The sequence below is a fragment of the Streptomyces sp. CNQ085 genome, from assembly GCF_022614595.1.
In the GTDB taxonomy this organism is placed as follows: domain Bacteria; phylum Actinomycetota; class Actinomycetes; order Streptomycetales; family Streptomycetaceae; genus Streptomyces.
The window spans coordinates 1-18328 of record NZ_JAJFAU010000099.1 but is presented as its reverse complement, the minus strand read 5'-3'; the positions used below and the strand labels follow the sequence as shown (position 1 = coordinate 18328).

Sequence of the window (18328 nt, the reverse complement as noted above, 5' to 3'; positions counted from 1 at the left end):
GTGCGGCGCACCGGCCGTACCGCCGCCGCACCGCCGCCGCACCGCTCCGCGCGGCTACGCCGACACCTTCTGCTTCTTGTGCCCGTTGCCCTTCTCGGGCTTGAGGAGCACCTTCGTCCAGCCCTCGTCGCGCTTGTCGAAGTGCTGATAGGCGCCCGGGGCCTCCTCCAGCGGGACCCGGTGTGAGACCACGAAGCCGGGGGTGGCGCGGCCGGCGATGATCATGTCGCGCAGCTGGCGGTTGTACGCCTTGACGTTCGCCTGGCCGGTCCCCATCCGCAGGCCCTTCTCGAAGAACTTACCAATCCTGAAGAGCAGTTCGCCCTTCTTGGCGCTCTCGCTGGGGCCGCCGGGGTCCGCCGGCACGTAGAGCCCGACCACTCCGAGCATCCCGGTGGGACGGACGGCCTCGACCAGGGTGTTGAGCACTGTCGCCGGCTGTTCCTCGCCCTCGGCGACCGTGGCCTGGTAGCCGACGGCGTCGATGCCCTTGTCGGTGCCCTCCCCGTCCGTCTGCTCCTTGATCTGCTCGGCGGCGTCGCCCTTGCCGTAGTCGATCGGGACCGCGCCGATCCGTCCCGCGAGGCGGAGCCGGTCCGGCTGTTTGTCGACGACGAAGACACGGGAGGCGCCGCGCAGCACCGCGGAGTAGGCCGCCATCAGGCCGACCGGTCCGGCACCGAACACGCACACCGTCTCGCCGGGGGACACCTGCGCCAGCTCGGCGGCGTGGTAGCCGGTGGGGAAGATGTCGGCGAGCAGGGCGAAGTCGTCCTCGTGCTCGGTGCCCTTGGGCAGCTGCAGGCAGTTGAAGTCCGCGAACGGTACCCGCAGGTACTGCGCCTGGCCGCCGGTGTAGGGGCCCATCGAGACGTAGCCGTAGGCGCCGCCCGCGAAGCCCGGGTTGACGGTCAGGCAGAAGCCCGTCCGCCCCGCCAGGCAGTTCCTGCAGAAGCCGCACGCCACATTGAACGGCATGACGACCCGGTCGCCCTTCCTCACCGAGGCGACCCCGGAGCCGGTCTCCTCCACGACCCCCATGTTCTCGTGGCCGAACACGATGCCCGGCTCCGCACCGGTGCGGCCCTCGTACATGTGCAGGTCGGAGCCGCAGATGGCGGACGTGGTGACCTTGACGATCACATCCGTGGGGTCCTGGATACGGGGATCCTCGACCTCCTCGACGTCGACGCTGAACGGTTCCTTGTAGACGACGGCTTTCATCGCTGCCTCCTTACGGCGCGGCGCGGTGCGGCGTGGTGCGACGTGGTGCGCGGAACCCGCGAGAGTGCCCTCGCGGTGTGCGTCATACCGGTTTAATGTCGCTCATATTCCGTATTATCACCCATTGGGGTGTACGGGTCTCCACCGGAGGGGCCGGCGAAACATGCCTACGCGCGCACCGCGCGGCGCCCACCCCGGCAGGCGCCCCGGGAGTCCCCCGAGAGGCACCGAGAGGGCGAAAGGGACTAATCTGGCATGGGATCCGGTCGACCGGGGGTGGTGATGCCGGTGTACTCGGTGCGGTCCCGCCGCCGGCCGTACGGCCCGGCCCGCCGCGCTTCCGGACACGGCGCCGGGGCCGGGACGATGACCGTCTCGCCGCGGCGAACGAACCGGTGACCGGGCCGGGCCATGGATCCCTACGACTTCCCCCTCGTCGCCGCGGTCCTCGCGCTCTCCGCCGCCGCGGGCCTGCTGGCGACGCTGCTGAAGCAGCCGCTGATCGTCGCCTTCATCGGCGTCGGCATCCTGGCCGGTCCCGCCGGCGCCGGCTGGGTGGAGGCCGAGGGCACCGTCGAGCTGCTGGCCCGGCTGGGCATCGCGGTGCTGCTGTTTCTGGTGGGGCTCCGGCTCGACCTGCACCTGGTCCGCACCACCGGGCCCATCGCGCTGGCCACCGGGCTCGGCCAGGTCCTGTTCACCTCGGTGATCGGCTTCCTGATCGCGCTCGCGCTGGGCATGGACACGGTGACGGCGCTCTACGTCGCGATCGCGCTCACCTTCTCGTCCACGATCATCATCGTGAAGCTGCTGTCCGACAAGCGCGAGCTGGATCAGCTCCACGGGCGCATCGCGGTGGGGTTCCTGATCGTGCAGGACATCGTCGTGGTGCTGGTCATGATCGCGCTGACCGCGTCCGGGCAGCGGACCGGGGACAGCGGCGGCGGCATGGCTGCGGGCATCGCCCTGGTCCTCGCCAAGGGGCTGGGCCTGCTGGCCGGTATCGCCGCGCTGACGCGCTACGTCCTGCCCGGGCTGCTGCACCGCGTCGCCCGGTCCCAGGAGCTGCTGGTGCTCTTCGGCGTGGCCTACGCGGTGTCGGTGGCCGCGCTGAGCGAGTGGCTCGGCTTCAGTTCCGAGGTCGGGGCGTTCCTGGCCGGGGTCTCCCTGGCCGGCACCCCCTACCGGGACGCGTTGGGGGCCCGGCTGGTCAGTCTGCGCGACTTCCTGCTGCTCTTCTTCTTCCTGGAGCTGGGCGCGCGCCTGGAGTTCACGGACGCGGGCACACAGATCGCCGAGGCGCTGGTCTTCTCGGCGTTCGTGCTCGTCGGCAACCCGCTGGTCGTCGTCGTGATCATGGCCGCCATGCGCTACCCGGTCCGGGTGGGTTTCCTGGCGGGGCTGACGGTCGCCCAGATCTCGGAGTTCTCCCTGATCCTCGCCGCGCTCGGGTACAGCCTCGGGCACATCACCGGCGCCACCGTCAGCCTGATCACCGTCGTCGGCCTGGTCACCATCGGCGGCTCCACCTACCTGATCCTCTACTCCCATCAGATCTACGGGCGCCTGGAGCGGTGGCTGGGCAGGTTCGAACGGACCGGCGTCCGCCATGCCGGACCCGCCGACGCCCACCGCGACGCCGATGTCGTCCTCTACGGGCTCGGCCGCTTCGGCGGCCTGCTGGCCGACCGGCTCAGCCGGGCCGGGCACCGGGTCCTGGCCGTGGACTACGACCCGCACCGGGTCGCGCGCAATGACCGGGAGAGGGTGACCGCGGTCTTCGGAAGCGCCGAGGACATCCACTTCCTGGAATCCCTGCCACTGGACCGGGCCCGCTGCGTGGTCAGCGCCATCCCGGCGGCGGACACCAACCGGGCACTGCTGCACGGACTGCGCCACCACGGGTACCGAGGCGTCACGGCCGTCACCGCCCACAACCGGCGCGACGCCCGGCGGCTGCGCGAGGAGGGGGTCGACCTGGTCATCGAGCCGTTCGCCGCCGCGGCGTCGGACGCGGCGACCGCCCTGGACGGACTGCTGCGCGACCGAAGCGACTGACACGGGCGCCCCGCCTTACCGCCCGCCTTACCGCCGGGCGCGCCGCCCGTCACACGGGACCGCGCCGGTACACCGACAGCGCCCAGACGACCAGGGCACACAGGGCGATCAGCACGATCGACCAGATCGGGTAGTACGGCAGCGACAGGAAGTTCGCCACCAGCAGGAGCGAGGCCATCACCACGCCCGCGACCCGTGCCCACAGCGCACCCCGGAACAGGCCGGCGGCCACCGCGATGCTCACGGCCCCCAGGATGAGATGGGCCCAGCCCCATCCGGTGGTGTCCCACTGGAAGGTGTAATCGGGGGTGGTGAGGAAGACATCGTCCCCGGCGATGCCCATGATGCCGCGCAGCAGGTTCAGCACACCGGAGATGACCAGTATGACGGCGGCGAAGACCACCAGTCCGCCGGCCAGGTCCTGGGCGTCGTCCGAGTGCTGCCGCTGAGCCGTCTGTGCCATCGGAAGTCACCTCGTCTCGCGGGTGGGGCTCCGGGCCTCCGGCGTTCCGCCCGCGCCCGGAGGTGGGGAACGGGAGGCGGCCGAGGGCCGCCCTCCACGCGCTCACCGGCGCGTCCGCCGCCCTCGTTCCCAGTATCGTGCGGCGGCACGGGGGCGCAAACGGACGTCCCGCCCGTGCCCCTTGTACCCCGTCCCGTGCCGTCCCCCCCCCGTCCCCCCCCCGTCCCCGTCCCCGCCCCTGTCCCCGGGCCGGGACGGCGGGCGCGGGCTGGAAGAATGGCGGGCATGGACATCCGGCGCAGAAACAACGTCACCGTCACGGGCAACCCGCGAGGGCCGGTCGTGGTGCTGGCGCACGGCTTCGGCTGCGACCAGAACATGTGGCGGCTGACGGTGCCGGCGCTGGCCGGGGACTACCGGGTGGTGCTGTTCGACTACGTCGGCTCGGGCCGCTCCGACCCGTCCGCCTTCCGCGAGGACCGCTACGCCTCCCTGGACGGCTACGCCTGGGACGCGGTGGAGGTGTGCGAGGCCCTCGGTCTGCGCGACGCGGTGTTCGTGGGGCACTCGGTCAGCGCGATGATCGGCGTGCTGGCCGCAGACATGGCGCCGGAGCGCATCGGGGCACTGGTGATGGTCGCCCCCTCGCCGCGGTACATCGACGACGAGGGCTACCGGGGCGGGTTCAGCGCACAGGACATCGACGAGCTGCTGGCCTCCCTTGAGGCGAATTACCTGGGCTGGTCGGCCGCGATGGCGCCGGTGATCATGGGAACGCCGGACCGGCCCGAGCTCGGCGAGGAGCTGAGGAACAGCTTCTGCGCCACCGATCCCGACATGGCCCGCGTCTTCGCCCGGACCACCTTCCTGTCGGACGCACGCGACGATCTGGGGAAGGTGAAGGTGCCGACGCTGGTGCTGGAATGCGCCCAGGACGCCATCGCCCCCCGGGAGGTCGGCGCCTTCGTCCACCGGGCCGTCCCCGGATCGGAGCTGGTCACACTGGAGGCGGTCGGGCACTGCCCGCACCTGTCGGCGCCCGAGGCCACCAACGCGGCGATCACCGCGTTCCTGGCGGGCCTGCGGTGATGTGCCGTTCCGGGCGACAGCCCGACCCGCACGAGGCGGGGGGGAACGACCCCGGGAACGCCGCGTTCGCCGCCCTGCTGGAGGACAGCGCGGAGGAGCTCTACGAGACCGCGCCGTGCGGCTACCTGTCCACGCTGATGGACGGCACGATCGCGAAGATCAACGCCACGCTGCTGGGCTGGCTCGGCCTGGAGCGGAGCGCGGTGGTGGGCCGGATGCGGTTCACCGACCTGCTCACGGTGGGAGGCAGGCTCTACCATGAGACGCACTTCGCGCCGCTGCTGCGCATGCAGGGCGAGATCGGCGGTATCGCCCTGGAGATCAGGGGCGCGCGAGGCGTGCGAATACCGGTCCTCGTCTCCTCGGTGGTGAAGTACGGCGGCGAGGGCGAGCCGTTGCTGATCCGCACCACGGTCTTCGACGCCCGCGACCGCCGCTCCTACGAGGAGGAACTCCTGCGGCGCAAGCGGGAGGCGGAGGCGGCACGTGAACAGGCGGAGACCGACCGCGTCCGGCTCCAGGAGGCCCTCGCCACGCTCCAGCAGAGCCTGCTGCCCGCCATGCTCCCCGACATCCCCGGGCTGGAGGCGGCCGCCCACTACCACACGGCCTCGCCCGAGAGGCTCGGCGGCGACTTCTACGACCTGTTCGCCGTGGACGGCAAACGCTGGGCGTTCTTCCTGGGCGACGTGTGCGGCAAGGGCCCCCAGGCCGCCGCTGTGACGTCGCTGACGCGCTACACCCTGCGCGCCGCGGCCATGCACGACCCCGACCCCGTGGCCGCCCTGTCCACCCTGAACACCGTGCTGCACGAGCGCTACACCGGCGGCGACCCGCGCTACTGCACCACCGTCTTCGGCCTCCTCGAACCCGACCTCTCGACCGGACAGGTCGCCGTCCGCATCGCCGCCGGCGGCCATCCGCCGGCCCTCGTCCTGAGAGCCGACGGCCGAGCCGGCTTCCTGCCCACCCCCGGCGGTCTCCTCGTCGGCGTCCTGTCCGACCCGCGCTTCGTCTCCGCGACCACCGTCCTCGCTCCCGGCGACATCCTCCTGCTCTACACCGACGGCCTCACCGAAGCCCGTACGGGCGAGGACCGCGCCACCCTCTACGGGGACCAGGCCCTGCTCGACTTCGCCGCGGGCCAGGCGGGCAAGTCCGCCCGTGAGGTCATCCGGGCGCTGACCGGCCTGCTCGACGACTTCGGCGACGGCCTGGACGACGACACCGCCCTGCTCGCCCTCGGCGTCCCCGCCCACCCCGCCGACCCCGCTCCCGGCCCGGCAACGAAGAACGCACGATGAGCCCGTTGAAGATCACCACCCGGAACGCCGCGACCGGCCCCGTCCTCGAGATCACCGGCGACCTCGACTACGCCAGCTCCGGCGGACTGCGTGAACTGCTCCCCAAGCTCACCCTGCGACCGGGGCAGCGTCTCGTGGTGGACCTGGCCGGTCTGGAGTTCTGCGACTCCAGCGGCATCACCGCGCTGATCGCCGCCCGCAACCACGCCCACGCGGCCCGGGCCGACATCGCCCTCGCCGCCGTCCCCGACAACACCCTGCGCATCCTGCGCATCGTCGGCCTCGACCAGATCCTCCCCATCCACCCCGACAGCGAGACCGCCACCCGGTCCTGACGGGGGCCGCGCCCGCGCGATCAGTCCGAACCGGCACCGGAACCGCCGGACGCCCGTCCGCGACGCGGCGGTACTCGGCTACCTGGCCGACTACGAACGTCGTCAGGGGCCGATCTCCGGGCACGAGCAGGAGCGGGCACGCCGGGTCGCCGGTCGGTCCCGGTGCCCTTCAGGCCCTGGCTCTGACCAACTACGGCCACTTCACGTCGATGCGCGTCGAGCAGGGCCGGGTACGGGGCGTGTCCCTGCACCTGGACCGGCTGGTGCGCGACTGCCGGACGGTGTTCGACACCGGCCTGGACCCCGGGCGCGTTCTGGGGTTCGTCCGCGGGGCCGTCCCCCGGACCGGGGCCTGTGTCGTCAGGGTGACCGTCTTCGATCCGGCGCTGGAGCTGGGTCGTATCGGGACGGACGCGCACCCGCATGTGCTGGTGACCACCCGGGCCGTCGGCGGTCTGCCGCTTCCGCCACCGCGTATCCGGTCGGCCGTGTACACCCGGGACATGCCCGGGGTGAAGAGCGTCGGGCTGTTCGGCGCGCTGTGGCACCGGCGCGCGGCACAGCGGGCGGGTTTCGACGACGCGCTGTTCGTGGACGGCCGGTCCATGATCTCTGAGGGTGGCACCTGGAACATCGGTTTCGTCCGGGGCGGGCAGGTGGTGTGGCCAGAGGCGGAGTGCCTGGCCGGCACCACCATGCGGCTGCTCCAGCAGGTCCACGCCTCGGCCTCGGCTCCGGTGGGCCGCGGCGGTGAACGGCGGGCGGTCGTGGCGGACGCCGCCTACCTCAGCATCGGAAACGGGCCGACCGCTCCGCCCGGCGACCTGGTCCGTGGTGCGGACGGATACTGCCCGCCCGCCGAACAGCATCCCCGCGTCATCGTGGCCGGAGATCTGTGCTCCGCCCGCTTCCAGCGAATCATGACCGCCCTGGGCTCCGGCGGCGAGGCCGCACTGCGCGCCTACTACGCGACCAGGCAACCGCTCACCGGGGGCTGACTTCGGCGACGCGCTGCTCGTGCACGGTTTCACCGACGCCGCAGTGCACCCGGGTGCCCCGCCCGGCGGCCGGCCCGTCATCGGCTTCGGCCGGGACGGCAGGCCGTTCCGCTTCCACGGTCCCCACGGCAACCCGCACAAGGTGGTCGAGGATCATGAGCGCACCTGTGGTCCGGGCGGCTACGACTACGTTGCCCGTCTGCGGGGACGGGACGCGAACGGCACGAAACGGAGAACACGAGTAGTGGTATCAGTCGAACAGCGGCGGGAACCCACCGGCGCCCCACGGGTCCGGTACACCGAGCACGAGGCGCAGGCCAACCTGCTGACGGTGCTGCGCCTGTGCATGACGGAGAAGCTGCGGTGCAGTGAGAGGACCCGCCGTCCCAGTACCGCCACCGTCTCGGCGGTCGCCGACGTCCTGGACGGCGGCGACTTCTATCCGAACGACGCCATCGCCGCTTTCGCCTGGCCGGTGCTGCTTCAGGCAGGTGGCCTCGCTCAGCTCACCGGCGGCCGGCTGATGCCGACCACGCGCGGACGGACCGCGCTGACCAGGCCGCCGCACCTGACCATTTCTCAACTGTGGCAACGCTGGATGAACAACAGCCTCCTGGACGAGTTCTCCCGCGTGGAGGGGATCAAGGGCCAGCGCTCGACGAACGTCCTGACCGCCGCCAAACCGCGCCGCAAGCTCGTCGGCCAAGCGCTGGCCGGTCTCACCCCGGGTGAGTGGACATCCGTCGACGGCCTGTTCACGGACATGCGCGCGGCCCGCCTTGATCCAGTCGTCCACCGCGGTGAACGTGCTCTGTGGAAGCTGTACCTGGAGGACCCGCAGTACGGCAGCCTCGGCTACGAAGGCCACCACGGCTGGTCCCTCCTCCAGGGGCGGTACACCCTGGCGGTGCTCTTCGAGTACGCCGCCACGCTCGGCCTCATCGACATCGAATACGTTCCCCCGGCGGGCGCCCGCGAGGACTACCGCGACAACTGGGGCGGCGACTACCTCGACCAGCTCAGCCGTTACGACGGCCTGTCCGCGCTCCGCCTCAACCCCCTGGGCGCCCACGCCGTGGGCCTCGCGGACGACTACGCCCCCGTCCAGGCCCCCGCCTCGGCCGTTCCGGCGGGCAGGGTCACCGTCCTGGCGAGTTTCGACATCGTCGCCCTCGACGGGCTGCCCTCAGCCGACACACTCCTCCTGGACGCCTTCTGCGACCGGAAGGCGGACCGGGTCTGGACGCTCACCACCGCTTCCCTCCTGCAAGCCCTGGACCGCGGGCACACCCTCGACGAACTCCGCGGCTACCTGGACCAGGCCGCCTCGCACCCCGTGCCCCAGACCGTCACCACCCTGCTCGACGACACCGGCCGCCGCACCGGCCGGCTCCGCGATACAGGGCAGACCCATCTCATCGAGTGCGCGGACGAGGCACTGGCGGCCCTCGTCATCAGCGACCGCCGTCTGCGCGTGCTGTGTACCCGGATCGGCGAGCGCCACCTCGCGGTCGCCCCCGACCGTCTGCCGGCGTTCCGCAAGGCTGCCCTGGCCCTGGGCTATCCGCTGGCCTGACGGTACGGGGAGAGCCGCTTCGGGGCGCCTCGGGCCGGGGCCCGCCCGCCTTTGGTCACCGGCAGAGGGGACGTTCGCCGCGTGCCTGAAAGGTGCTGAACGCCGGGAACGAACGAGACCAGGACCGAGACCGGCCGACCCCCGGCCGACCCCCGGCCGCCGGTGGTCGCCGGGGAGGACCGGGCCGTAGTGATGACGGCCCTGGACCAGGAGCCCCCGTACCAGCGCCCATCGACTGCCTGCTTCGGGATCGGGATCCGGACTCCCGAGCACGACGAACCGCGCGGGCTCCGCCAGCCCGGCTCCCGCTCGGCCTTCGAGCAGCTTCCGAGTCGCCGCAGGGGCCTTGGCGATCACGGAGGGAAGCTGCTCCGGGCCGCTGTGGTGTTCCACCAGTGCGGCCACCCGCTGCGCCTTGCCGCCCGGCGGCTTGACGCCCAGTGCCGCCAGCATTCCGCGCAGCTCGTCGGAGGTCGCGCTCGTGAGTAGTTCCTCCGACGGGGCATCCAGACCCAGGGGCGTGTCCCGTGTCTGCCGTAGCGGTCCGGCCATGCGGAGACTCCCCGCGTCGTCAGGCCAGACCAGAGCATGATCGGCCAAGGCCTCCAGCCTCCAACACCAGGTCCAGTTCGCCGGCCGCCGTTCCCGGTAGCCCCGCCAGGGCATCGCGCGACGCGGGCGCACTCAGCGCCGCCAGCGCTTCGGCGACCTGGAGAAGCGGTGCGGCGTGGTCACGCGGCGAAGAACGCCGCCGCGCTCGCGAAGCCTCCCCGGATGGAAGAGGACGAGACGGAGGTGGAAGCCCTACTCGGTCGACGAGGTACAGAGCCTCCTGCTCGAAGTGAACAAGCGCCGGAACAGTGCCCGCTGGATGCTGGCACTGGCTCTCGGACTGCGGCAGGGGGAGACGCTCGGGCTGCGGTGGTCTGACGTGGACCCGGACAACGAGTACCTGAAGCTTCGCCGGAACAGGTTGCGGCCGAAGTACGAGCACGGGTGTGGTGAGGCGGCGCCGTGCGGCCGGAAGGCCGGCTATTGCCCGGACCGGGTGCAGGTGCGGCGCGAGACGAAGAACACGAAGTCACGCGCCGGGCGTCGTGCCGTTCCCCTCCCGGGCCCGCTGGTCGTGATGCTCCGCTCCCACAGGGATGCGCAGGCCCGGGAACGCACGGAGGCGGGGAACCTGTGGACCGAGTCCGAGTACGTGTTCACCAAGCCGTTGGGCGGGCCGCTCAGCCCGAACACGGACTACCACGACTGGAAGCGGCTGCTGGGAGACGCCGGCGTACGGGACGCCCGCCTTCATGACGCCCGGCACACCGCCGCCACCGTGCTCATGCTGCTCGGGGTCCCGGACCGGGTCATCGATCAGATCATGGGTTGGGAGCCGGGCACCTCCGCGCGGATGCGGGCGCGGTACCTGCATGTGCCGGACGCCATGCTCAAGGACGTGGCCCGGAAGATCGCCGAAGCCATCTGGGGAAGCCCCGAGACACCCCCTGTGGACAAAAACCAGGACAACGAGGTCTAACGAGGTCTGACGGACAACAACGAGGGGCCCCGCCGATGATCGGTGGGGCCCCTCGTTTCGCCTGTTCAGGCGGCTGCGGAGGATACGGGATTCGGACTCGTGAGGGGTTGCCCCCAACACGCTTTCCAAATGTTCGCCCGGGGGCCCGGTGGCGGTCGTATGCGTCCTGACCTGCGGTGAAGCGTTCGGATCAGCTCTGTCTGGACGGGGACGGACGGGGGTGAACGAGACCAGAACCGAGACCACAGGAGCGTCAGCCCCTTCTTACGCCCTGCGCCAGGCGCTGAGCAGTTCATCAGGGCCGTATGCCGCCCGGAGCCCGGAACAGGTGGTCCCGTTGCGGGAGACCGCGACGAGCGGTACCGGCTCGTCGGTGATCGCGGCCCGGTGCTTTTGCAGCGCCGCCAGGTCGTGGCTGTCGAACGCGGAGTTCTCCAGCCACTTGACCGAACCGAGGAAGAGCAACTCCTTGGCCACCGGCTGCCGGTCGGCGCCGACCAAGTCGACTTCGACGTCGTTGCTGCGGGTCCAGTACCCGCCGATCGCCGGGGCGGCGGGCAGGAGCCCGTCCGGCAGGAGACGGGCGAGGGATTCCCGGACGAGGGGCTCGATCGCACGCCCCCGCCAGCTCGTCCACTGCTCCTTGATCCGGCTCAGCGTGAGATCCCCCCGCATACGCTCGATTTCCGCCATGTGGGGATCCAGGAACGCGAGCCAGAACCGGAGGTAGGGATCGGCCACGCGGTAGCGGCGTTCCTTCGACGGTCTCAGCGAGACGGGCAGCTCGGCTGCCACCACCCGTTTCTCGGTCAGGACGTCAGTGGCTCGGGTGAGGGTGGTGTGGGCGATGCCACCCGCGGCGCGTGCGATGTTGGTGAAAGTTCGCTCGCCGGTTCCGATGGCCCGCAGGACTTCTCTGCTCATCGCCCGCGGTGGAAACTCCGCGGCAAGTGACCGCTCGGCGGAGACCAGCAGCGCCGAGATCGGGTTGTCCAGCGAGTCGCGGAGGAACTCCCAGACATCGGCCCCGGGCCGCCACTCCGCGCAGACCAGCGGAAGACCGCCTGTGATGAGGGCGGCGTCGAATGCGGCAGCCGGCTCAAGACCGAGCGTCTCGCCGATGTCGGCCGGGTTCAGCGGCCCCACGACCATTTCCCGGCCCCGCTGGTGGAAGGGCCGGTCGTAGCTGTTCAGCGCCTCCATCATCGACAGATCGGAGCCGACCAGGAGGAGAAGTACGGGTTTACGGCTGAGCAGGCGGTCCCATGCCCGCTGGAGCGTGCCCTCGAAGGCGTCGATGCGGTCCATGAGGTACGGAACCTCGTCCATGACGACCACGCTCGGGCTGTCGTCGGGAAGGATCTCCGCAAGCAGCCTGAATGCAGCATTCCACTGCTCCGGAGTCTCCTCCGAGAACAGTTCCCGCTCCGGCAGCGTGGACCTGGCGACGGCGTCGAGCAACTCCGTCAGCTCGTCCTCCGCCGTGCCGCCCGCCGCGGTGAAGAACAGGGACGGCACCTCGGTGCGCCGGAGGAATTCTTCGACGAGGCTGGACTTGCCGACCCGCCTCCGCCCGCGCATGAGGATGCACTGTCCCGGCTTCGCCGCGCCGACGGCGTCGTGGACCGACCGCAGGGCGCTGCCGAGCACGTTCAGCTCGCGGTCCCGACCGATGAAACGCCGCATTCAAGCCTCCTGCGAGGAATGGTATCGACAGGAATACTATCGATGCCGATACCATTCCTCCTCATTCGGGTGCGGCGCTCATGACGCTGTGAACGCGGGAGAGTGCGAGAACGCGCTCGGCGTCCCGAAGGCGGCACCAGGCTTCGAGATGGGGCGGACCGAGGTCCAGGCCGCTGAGGGTGCGTACGGTCCGGTTGCCCGAGGTGGCAACGTACCCGACGGTGATGGCCTGACCTGCGTCGATCAGCCGCACGGATGGTGTGCCGGTGACGACAGCGGTGAGGTCGGCGTCGGTCCGGGCCGACAGGACCGAGCCGGCGGCCGACGCCTCGCGGTTGACCTCCCTGGAGGGCGGACGCCAACCCCACGGAAGGCGGGACGGGACGGAATGGGGCGTGCCGACCGGGTCCGCGCAGGGCAAGCGTCACCGATCCCGGGCGCTGAAGACGGTCGGCCGGTTCCCCCACCGAGCGCGGCTCCGGAGGGGCGCGGCGTCCCTCCGTGTCTTGAGCACGCGTGCCAGACGGCATCCGTCGAGGCCGCTCAGCCAAGTCGCCGGCGTCGATCGGGACTTCATGCCCGGGCACCTCGCGAGATCAGGATCATGACAGGGGACGGACCCGCCGCGGGGGTTTCAAGGGTGTCCTACGCCTGTGATCCGCAGGTGCCGTACGGGAGCGGCTTCCCTCGTTGTTGGGCGCCGACATCCGCGGAGCGGCGGGAACGGGTCTACCCGGATACCCGGAACATTCGAATTGGGTGCATGTGAACGCAACCGGAAATGCAGCCAGAGCACGACGAGAAGCCGAGTCGCAGATCGCGGCTCGGCTTCTCGTTTCGCCTGTTCAGGCGGCTGCGGAGGATACGGGATTCGAACTCGTGAGGGGTTGCCCCCGACACGCTTTCCAAATGTTCGCCCGGGTGTCCGGCGGGAGCCGTACACGTCCTGACCTGCAGCGGAGCGGGTAACACGATCTCGGACAGGGCGGCGATGACGGTTTCCTGATGATCGCCGGTGCTCAGCACCTGGGCGGCACACCGGGGCGGAATGGCCTCCACGCTGACCAGGCGGCTCGAACCCGGCGCTGATGGGGTGGTGGGCTCGGGAGTCGGCCGGGACCCGCGGCGGGATGCGGACGGTGCCGGAGCAGGTGTGAGTCCGGCCGCCGGCGGGGGTTCGGGCGCAACGCTGCCGGGGCTGCCGGGCACGGTGACCACCGGCTTCCGGCAACAGACGCCTCCACCCCGGCAGTCACGGACGCGTGGGCGGACATCAGGCCTGACCGTAGAGGGTCTCCAGGTCGATCAGCCGGATGTCCGGGCTGGTTGCCGCTGCGGCATGCGCCTTGTTGTTGAATCCGGCTCCGCTGAAGCACAGGAGCCGCGTGTCGGCGGTGTCGTAGCGCCCGGCCCGGGCGATGAGGTCGCGGATGTGCCGGAGACGTTCGATGTGGGCAGCTCCCATGGTGTCGTTCCACTTGGCCTCTCCGATGGCCAGGAGTGGGGGCTTGGCGCCATCCGCGATTCCGATGACCGCCACGTCGACCTCGTTGCCGGTACGGGCCCTGGGGTCGTGAACGACACCCTGTCCGACGCGGGCGGGCAGACCGCCCAGGAGCTCGGGGTCGGCGTGATGCAGCGCCCAGTCGCGGCAGACCTGTTCGAAATGGGGCCCGAGGACGTTGCTGACGAAGCGGCGACGGCTGGCCTGCCAGACCCGTGCCGCGCTGCCGGGGCGTTCGAGCTGGTCCCAGACCGGTCGCATGATCGCGTGGTAGAAGCCGATCAGCGGTTCGGCGATCCGGTAGGTGGGCCGGTTGTCGCGGAAGGCGTCCGCGTCCCGGTGCAGCAGACCCGCGTCTTCGAGGACGTTGATGGGGTGGGCGATGTCGGTGGCCTTGCGTCCCAGATAGCCGGCCATGCCCCCGCGTGTGGCGTTGCCGTCGGCGACGGCGGCCAGGACGGACAGGTACAGGGCGGTGTCGCGAAGGTCGGGTTCCTCGGCCAGCAGATAGCGGGCCTCGCGGAAGAGGGGGGTTTCGGGGTTGAGGACGGTGCGGACGACCCAGTCGTCGAAGTCGTCCGGAGCCTTTGGCGTGTCGCCGCGTGCGAATTCGCGCCGATAGGCCGGGGTGCCGCCCACGATCGCGTTCACCTTCATGGCCAAGTGGGGATCGGCGATGTCCCAGAACTCGGCGGCGAGGCGGTGGTCGAGGGGGCGGACGACCAGTTCCAGCCCCGCCCGTCCGCGCAGCGGGGTGTTACCCGAGAGCAGCCTGCCCATGAAGGACAGCGCCGATCCGCACAGCAGCAGCCGGGTACGGGAGCCGGTGCGCTGGTCACGCAGCGGCCGCAGCGCCTCCTGGATGATCGACGGCAGCTCGGGGTTGGCCTTGGCGAGGTACGGAAACTCGTCGATCACCACGGGGACGGGCCGCTCGGCGCCGAGCGCGAGCAGTGCGTCGACGGCCTCTGTCCAGTCGGCGAAGTGGAACGGGCTGGCAGGACGGACGTGGGCGGTCAGCGCCGCGCTGATCCGCCGTAGCGACTCGGCATCGGCGGCCTCGGTCGCACCGAAGTAGAACCCCCCGGCAGCACGACAGGCGGCGTCCAGCAGGAACGTCTTGCCCTGGCGGCGGCGCCCGGAGACCACGCCCAGGGTCGCCCCGGGCTGCGGGTCGGTGATGAACCGGCGCAGCGCCGACCACTCGTGGTCCCGGTCGAACATCTCGGCAGGCTTGTCCACGAGCTGCTCCACGGAGATAGAAGTACGTTTTCATAAAACATACCCCTACCTCCTGGCGTGCCTCGTGATGTGCGCTCGTCGACCCCGGTGTTTGCTGAGGCTTCCCCTTGATCGTGGACACCTGGAGACTGGGATCTTGAGGTTCCAGAGGAAGTAGCACCAGGTGGGAAGCAAGTACACGAAGCGGTACTCGGACGAGTACAAGCGGGACGCGATCGCGCTCGTCGATTCCTCGGGCAAGACGGTCACCGCCGTGGCCCGGGAGCTCGGCATCAGCTCGGAGTCCCTGCGCGGCTGGTACCGCAAGGCCAAGGCCGACCGGGGAGAGGGCTGCTCCCGCGAGCTGACCAGCGCCGAGCGCGAGGAGCTCAAGCGGCTGCGCGAGGAGAACCGCGAACAGCGGCAGACGATCGAGATCCTGAAGAAAGCGACCGCCTTCTTCGTGAAGGAGAACGACCGGTGAGCGAGCTGTACCGGTTCATCCACGCGGAGAAGGCGAACTACCCGATCGTGCTGCTGTGCCGGGTGCCGCACGTGGCCCGCTCCTCCTACTACGCCTGGCGCGAGGGCGAGGCCGCCCGCCGGGCCCGTCAGGCCGCCGACGACGCGCTCGCGCACGAGATCACCGTGCTGCACATCGCCTCCCGCCGCACCTGCGGCGTCCCGCGCATCCACGCCGAGCCCCGCCGCCTGGGGCAGCGGGTGAACCGCAAGCGCATCGCCCGCGTCATGCGCGAGCGCGACATTCGCGGCGCCGGCCGCCGCAAGCACCGCTCACTGACCCGGCCGGACAAGAAGGCGAAGCCGGCCCCGGACCTCATCGGCCGCGACTTCCATGCCGAGCGCCCCGGGACCAAGCCGGTCGGCGACATCACCTACCTGCCCACCGCCGAGGGCTGGCTCTACCTCGCCCGCCGGCTGGACCTGGCCACCCGCGAGATCGTCGGCTACGCCATGGCCGGTCACCACCGCGCCGAGCTGGTCACCGACGCGCTGCGGATGGCCGCGGCCCGCGGCGGCCCGCAGCCCGGCTGCATCATGCACACCGACCGCGGCAGCGAGTACACCAGTGGCGAATTCCGCAGGGAAACAGGGACGTTGGGCCTGAGGCAAAGCATGGGGCGAACCGGCATATGTTGCGATAACGCTGCAGCTGAGAGCTTCTTCGGTCTGCTGAAAGCGGAGATCGGCACCGCCGTGTGGGAAAGCCGCGAGGCGGCCCGCGCCGATGTCTTCCGCTTTATCGAGGTCGAGTACAACCGCACCAGGCTCCGCAAGCACCCCGAGTTCGGGTACCTCATCCCACTCGAAACCCGAGCCAGGCTGCAGCACGACTTCACCCCCGCAGCGTAAGCATCCGCTGTCCAGGATCAGGGGGGAACTTCAACAGGAGCGTCTTGTCCTTGTCGGTCCAGGTCAGTTCGAGACGGCCCTGGTGTCGGGGCGTCGAGTTCGAGGCCATGCGGCGATCCCTTGCGCTGTGGAGATGACGTTGTCCATCTTGTCGGAGTCCCGACGAAGGCGACGGTGAACCTCGACACTGACCAGGCACTGCGTGCCTGCCTTGCAGGCGCTCCTCCCGGATGGCCATGGTGAAACGCCAGGCCGGTTGCCCTGCCGGTGGCAGGGCAACTGCAACCAAAACTGCAACCGTGGAACGACGAAGGCCCCGGCCGCTGAGCGGTCGGGGCCTTCGTTTGCCCAGGTGGGCGACTGCGGAGGATACGAGATTCGAACTCGTGAGGGGTTGCCCCCAACACGCTTTCCAAGCGTGCGCCCTAGGCCTCTAGGCGAATCCTCCGCCGGAAACATTACATGACGCGGGGGAGTGGTTGCGAACCCGATCCCCCGGGCCGGTTCCGTCTCTCTCCCCCGGCTCGAGCACCCTCCGGCATCCGGTAGGCTTGGCGCAGCCCCTCACGTGGCGCCATCTCGCTGAACTCCCCCAGGGCCGGAAGGCAGCAAGGGTAGGTGAGCTCTGGCGGGTGCGTGGGGGGCGTCTGATTTTTCCCGCCGACAACTGTGCCCCCGTCGGAACGGGGGCACAGTTGTCGGCGGCGGCCTATATCGTCGGAGACGTGTCGTCCCTCGCGCTGTACCGCCGCTACCGCCCCGAGGCCTTCTCCGAGGTCATCGGGCAGGAGCATGTCACCGACCCCCTCCAGCAGGCCCTCCGCAACAACCGGGTCAACCACGCGTACCTCTTCAGCGGTCCGCGCGGCTGCGGCAAGACGACCAGCGCCCGTATCCTCGCCCGCTGCCTGAACTGCGAGAAGGGTCCGACGCCGGATCCGTGCGGGGAGTGCCGGTCCTGTCTGGACCTGGCGCGCAACGGGCCGGGCTCGATCGATGTCATCGAGATCGACGCCGCGTCGCACGGTGGTGTGGAAGACGCCCGCGAGCTGCGCGAGAAGGCGTTCTTCGGCCCGGCCTCCAGCCGGTACAAGATCTACATCATCGACGAGGCGCACATGGTCACCTCGGCGGGTTTCAACGCCCTGCTGAAGGTGGTCGAGGAGCCGCCGGAGCACCTGAAGTTCATCTTCGCGACGACCGAGCCCGAGAAGGTCATCGGAACGATCCGGTCGCGCACCCACCACTATCCGTTCCGCCTGGTGCCGCCGGGCACCCTGCGCGACTACCTCGCCCAGGTGTGCGAGCGGGAGGCCATCCCCGTCGAGGACGGTGTGCTGCCCCTGGTGGTGCGCGCCGGCGCCGGGTCCGTGCGTGACTCGATGTCGGTGATGGACCAGCTGCTGGCGGGCGCCGGCGAGGACGGCGTGACGTACGCCATGGCCACGGCGCTGCTGGGCTACACCGACGGCACGCTGCTGGACTCGGTGGTGGACGCCTTCGCGGCGGGCGACGGCGCGGCGGCCTTCGAGGTGGTCGACCGGGTGATCGAGGACGGGCACGATCCGCGGCGCTTCGTCGCGGACCTGCTGGAGCGGCTGCGCGACCTGGTGATCCTGGCCGCCGTGCCCGACGCGGGGGAGAAGGGCCTGATCGACGCCCCCGCCGACGTGGTGGAGAGGATGACGGCGCAGGCGTCGGTCTTCGGCCCGGCCGAACTGAGCCGGGCGGCGGACATCGTCAACGAGGGTCTGACGGACATGCGCGGCGCGACCTCGCCGCGGTTGCAGCTGGAGCTGATCTGTGCCCGGGTGCTGCTGCCCGCGGCGTACGGCGACGAGCGCTCCCTCCAGGCCCGCCTGGACCGCCTGGAGCGGGGCGCGAGCCTCGCGGGCGGCCTGGCGGCGGGAGCGGGCCCGGTGGGCGGTGCCCCCGGGGCGGTGCCCCCGGCAGCGGGCGGAACGC

Annotated in this window: 14 protein-coding genes, 1 tRNA gene, 1 other RNA gene and 2 pseudogenes; 11 read left to right on the top strand and 7 right to left on the bottom strand. The window is 70.6% G+C overall.

Annotated elements, in window-relative coordinates; genetic code table 11:
* Window positions 1–54: 54 nt before the first annotated feature.
* Window positions 55–1224 (bottom strand): glutathione-independent formaldehyde dehydrogenase, encoded by a 1170-nt coding sequence (locus tag LJ221_RS16640; RefSeq protein ID WP_241717515.1) that lies wholly within the window; start codon window positions 1222–1224, stop codon window positions 55–57.
* Window positions 1225–1635: 411 nt separating this feature from the next.
* Here LJ221_RS16640 and LJ221_RS16635 point away from each other — a divergent pair, with 411 nt between their 5' ends.
* Window positions 1636–3282 (top strand): cation:proton antiporter, encoded by a 1647-nt coding sequence (locus LJ221_RS16635; RefSeq protein WP_241717514.1) that lies wholly within the window; start codon window positions 1636–1638, stop codon window positions 3280–3282.
* Window positions 3283–3331: 49 nt separating this feature from the next.
* Here LJ221_RS16635 and LJ221_RS16630 read toward each other — a convergent pair whose 3' ends face one another.
* Window positions 3332–3745: a hypothetical protein gene (locus tag LJ221_RS16630; RefSeq protein ID WP_241717513.1), complete on the bottom strand. Its 414-nt coding sequence runs from the start codon at window positions 3743–3745 to the stop codon at window positions 3332–3334.
* Between the two features lie 285 nt (window positions 3746–4030).
* Between LJ221_RS16630 and LJ221_RS16625 the strand changes: the two genes are divergently transcribed.
* The 4 genes and pseudogenes from LJ221_RS16625 to LJ221_RS16610 all read left to right on the top strand — a co-directional run.
* Entirely contained in the window at window positions 4031–4834 is an 804-nt protein-coding gene (locus LJ221_RS16625; protein ID WP_241717512.1) for an alpha/beta fold hydrolase, read from the top strand.
* Window positions 4834–6138, top strand: a complete 1305-nt coding sequence (locus LJ221_RS16620) for a PP2C family protein-serine/threonine phosphatase (protein ID WP_241717511.1) — start codon at window positions 4834–4836, stop codon at window positions 6136–6138. The genes LJ221_RS16625 and LJ221_RS16620 overlap by 1 nt, the downstream gene beginning before the upstream one ends.
* Complete coding sequence (locus tag LJ221_RS16615) at window positions 6135–6473, top strand: STAS domain-containing protein (protein WP_241717510.1); 339 nt, start codon at window positions 6135–6137, stop codon at window positions 6471–6473. The genes LJ221_RS16620 and LJ221_RS16615 overlap by 4 nt, the downstream gene beginning before the upstream one ends.
* A 143-nt stretch (window positions 6474–6616) precedes the next feature.
* Window positions 6617–7471: pseudogene (locus tag LJ221_RS16610) on the top strand (aminotransferase class IV); the annotation flags it as partial.
* Here LJ221_RS16610 and LJ221_RS16605 read toward each other — a convergent pair.
* Entirely contained in the window at window positions 7458–7628 is a 171-nt protein-coding gene (locus tag LJ221_RS16605) for a hypothetical protein (RefSeq protein WP_241717509.1), read from the bottom strand. The pseudogene LJ221_RS16610 and the gene LJ221_RS16605 sit on opposite strands and share 14 nt — an antisense overlap.
* 87 nt (window positions 7629–7715) lie before the next feature.
* On the opposite strand from LJ221_RS16605, the gene LJ221_RS16600 reads away from it, so the two are divergent.
* Both LJ221_RS16600 and LJ221_RS16595 read left to right on the top strand, forming a co-directional pair.
* Window positions 7716–9047, top strand: coding sequence for a helicase-associated domain-containing protein (locus LJ221_RS16600; protein WP_241717508.1), 1332 nt, complete (start codon window positions 7716–7718; stop codon window positions 9045–9047).
* A gap of 660 nt (window positions 9048–9707) precedes the next feature.
* Window positions 9708–10578, top strand: a pseudogene (locus tag LJ221_RS16595) (tyrosine-type recombinase/integrase); the annotation flags it as partial.
* 264 nt (window positions 10579–10842) lie between these two features.
* Here LJ221_RS16595 and LJ221_RS16590 read toward each other — a convergent pair.
* The 3 genes from LJ221_RS16590 to LJ221_RS16580 all read right to left on the bottom strand — a co-directional run bounded on the left by LJ221_RS16590 (window position 10843) and on the right by LJ221_RS16580 (window position 15010).
* Window positions 10843–12264, bottom strand: coding sequence for an ATP-binding protein (locus LJ221_RS16590; RefSeq protein ID WP_241717507.1), 1422 nt, complete (start codon window positions 12262–12264; stop codon window positions 10843–10845).
* A 61-nt stretch (window positions 12265–12325) separates the two neighbouring features.
* Entirely contained in the window at window positions 12326–12685 is a 360-nt protein-coding gene (locus tag LJ221_RS16585) for a hypothetical protein (RefSeq protein WP_241717506.1), read from the bottom strand.
* Between the two features lie 852 nt (window positions 12686–13537).
* A complete protein-coding gene (locus LJ221_RS16580; RefSeq protein ID WP_241717516.1) occupies window positions 13538–15010 on the bottom strand; it encodes an ATP-binding protein in 1473 nt (490 codons plus the stop codon).
* A 163-nt stretch (window positions 15011–15173) separates the two neighbouring features.
* Here LJ221_RS16580 and LJ221_RS16575 point away from each other — a divergent pair, with 163 nt between their 5' ends.
* Entirely contained in the window at window positions 15174–15473 is a 300-nt protein-coding gene (locus LJ221_RS16575) for a transposase (protein WP_241717505.1), read from the top strand.
* The gene (locus LJ221_RS16570; protein ID WP_241717504.1) at window positions 15470–16363 is read left to right on the top strand and encodes an IS3 family transposase; all 894 of its coding nucleotides are present in this window, start codon (window positions 15470–15472) and stop codon (window positions 16361–16363) included. Before LJ221_RS16575 ends, LJ221_RS16570 begins: the two co-directional genes overlap by 4 nt.
* Window positions 16364–16726: 363 nt before the next feature.
* On the opposite strand, the gene LJ221_RS16565 is transcribed toward LJ221_RS16570, so the two are convergent.
* A tRNA-Ser gene (locus tag LJ221_RS16565) sits at window positions 16727–16811 on the bottom strand.
* A 107-nt stretch (window positions 16812–16918) separates the two neighbouring features.
* On the opposite strand from LJ221_RS16565, the gene ffs reads away from it, so the two are divergent.
* Window positions 16919–17015: signal recognition particle sRNA small type (gene ffs, locus LJ221_RS16560), an RNA gene on the top strand.
* Window positions 17016–17088: 73 nt separating this feature from the next.
* A partial coding sequence (locus tag LJ221_RS16555) for a DNA polymerase III subunit gamma and tau (protein WP_241717503.1) occupies window positions 17089–18328 on the top strand: 1240 nt, incomplete at its 3' end.

Coding starts and splice junctions, on each gene's coding strand:
- LJ221_RS16620 (WP_241717511.1), top strand. CDS start 4,834: ATGTGCCGTTCCGGGCGACAGCCCGACCCGCACGAGGCGGGGGGGAAC.
- LJ221_RS16625 (WP_241717512.1), top strand. CDS start 4,031: ATGGACATCCGGCGCAGAAACAACGTCACCGTCACGGGCAACCCGCGA.
- LJ221_RS16605 (WP_241717509.1), bottom strand. CDS start 7,628: ATGATCCTCGACCACCTTGTGCGGGTTGCCGTGGGGACCGTGGAAGCG.
- LJ221_RS16630 (WP_241717513.1), bottom strand. CDS start 3,745: ATGGCACAGACGGCTCAGCGGCAGCACTCGGACGACGCCCAGGACCTG.
- LJ221_RS16590 (WP_241717507.1), bottom strand. CDS start 12,264: ATGCGGCGTTTCATCGGTCGGGACCGCGAGCTGAACGTGCTCGGCAGC.
- LJ221_RS16640 (WP_241717515.1), bottom strand. CDS start 1,224: ATGAAAGCCGTCGTCTACAAGGAACCGTTCAGCGTCGACGTCGAGGAG.
- LJ221_RS16635 (WP_241717514.1), top strand. CDS start 1,636: ATGGATCCCTACGACTTCCCCCTCGTCGCCGCGGTCCTCGCGCTCTCC.
- LJ221_RS16615 (WP_241717510.1), top strand. CDS start 6,135: ATGAGCCCGTTGAAGATCACCACCCGGAACGCCGCGACCGGCCCCGTC.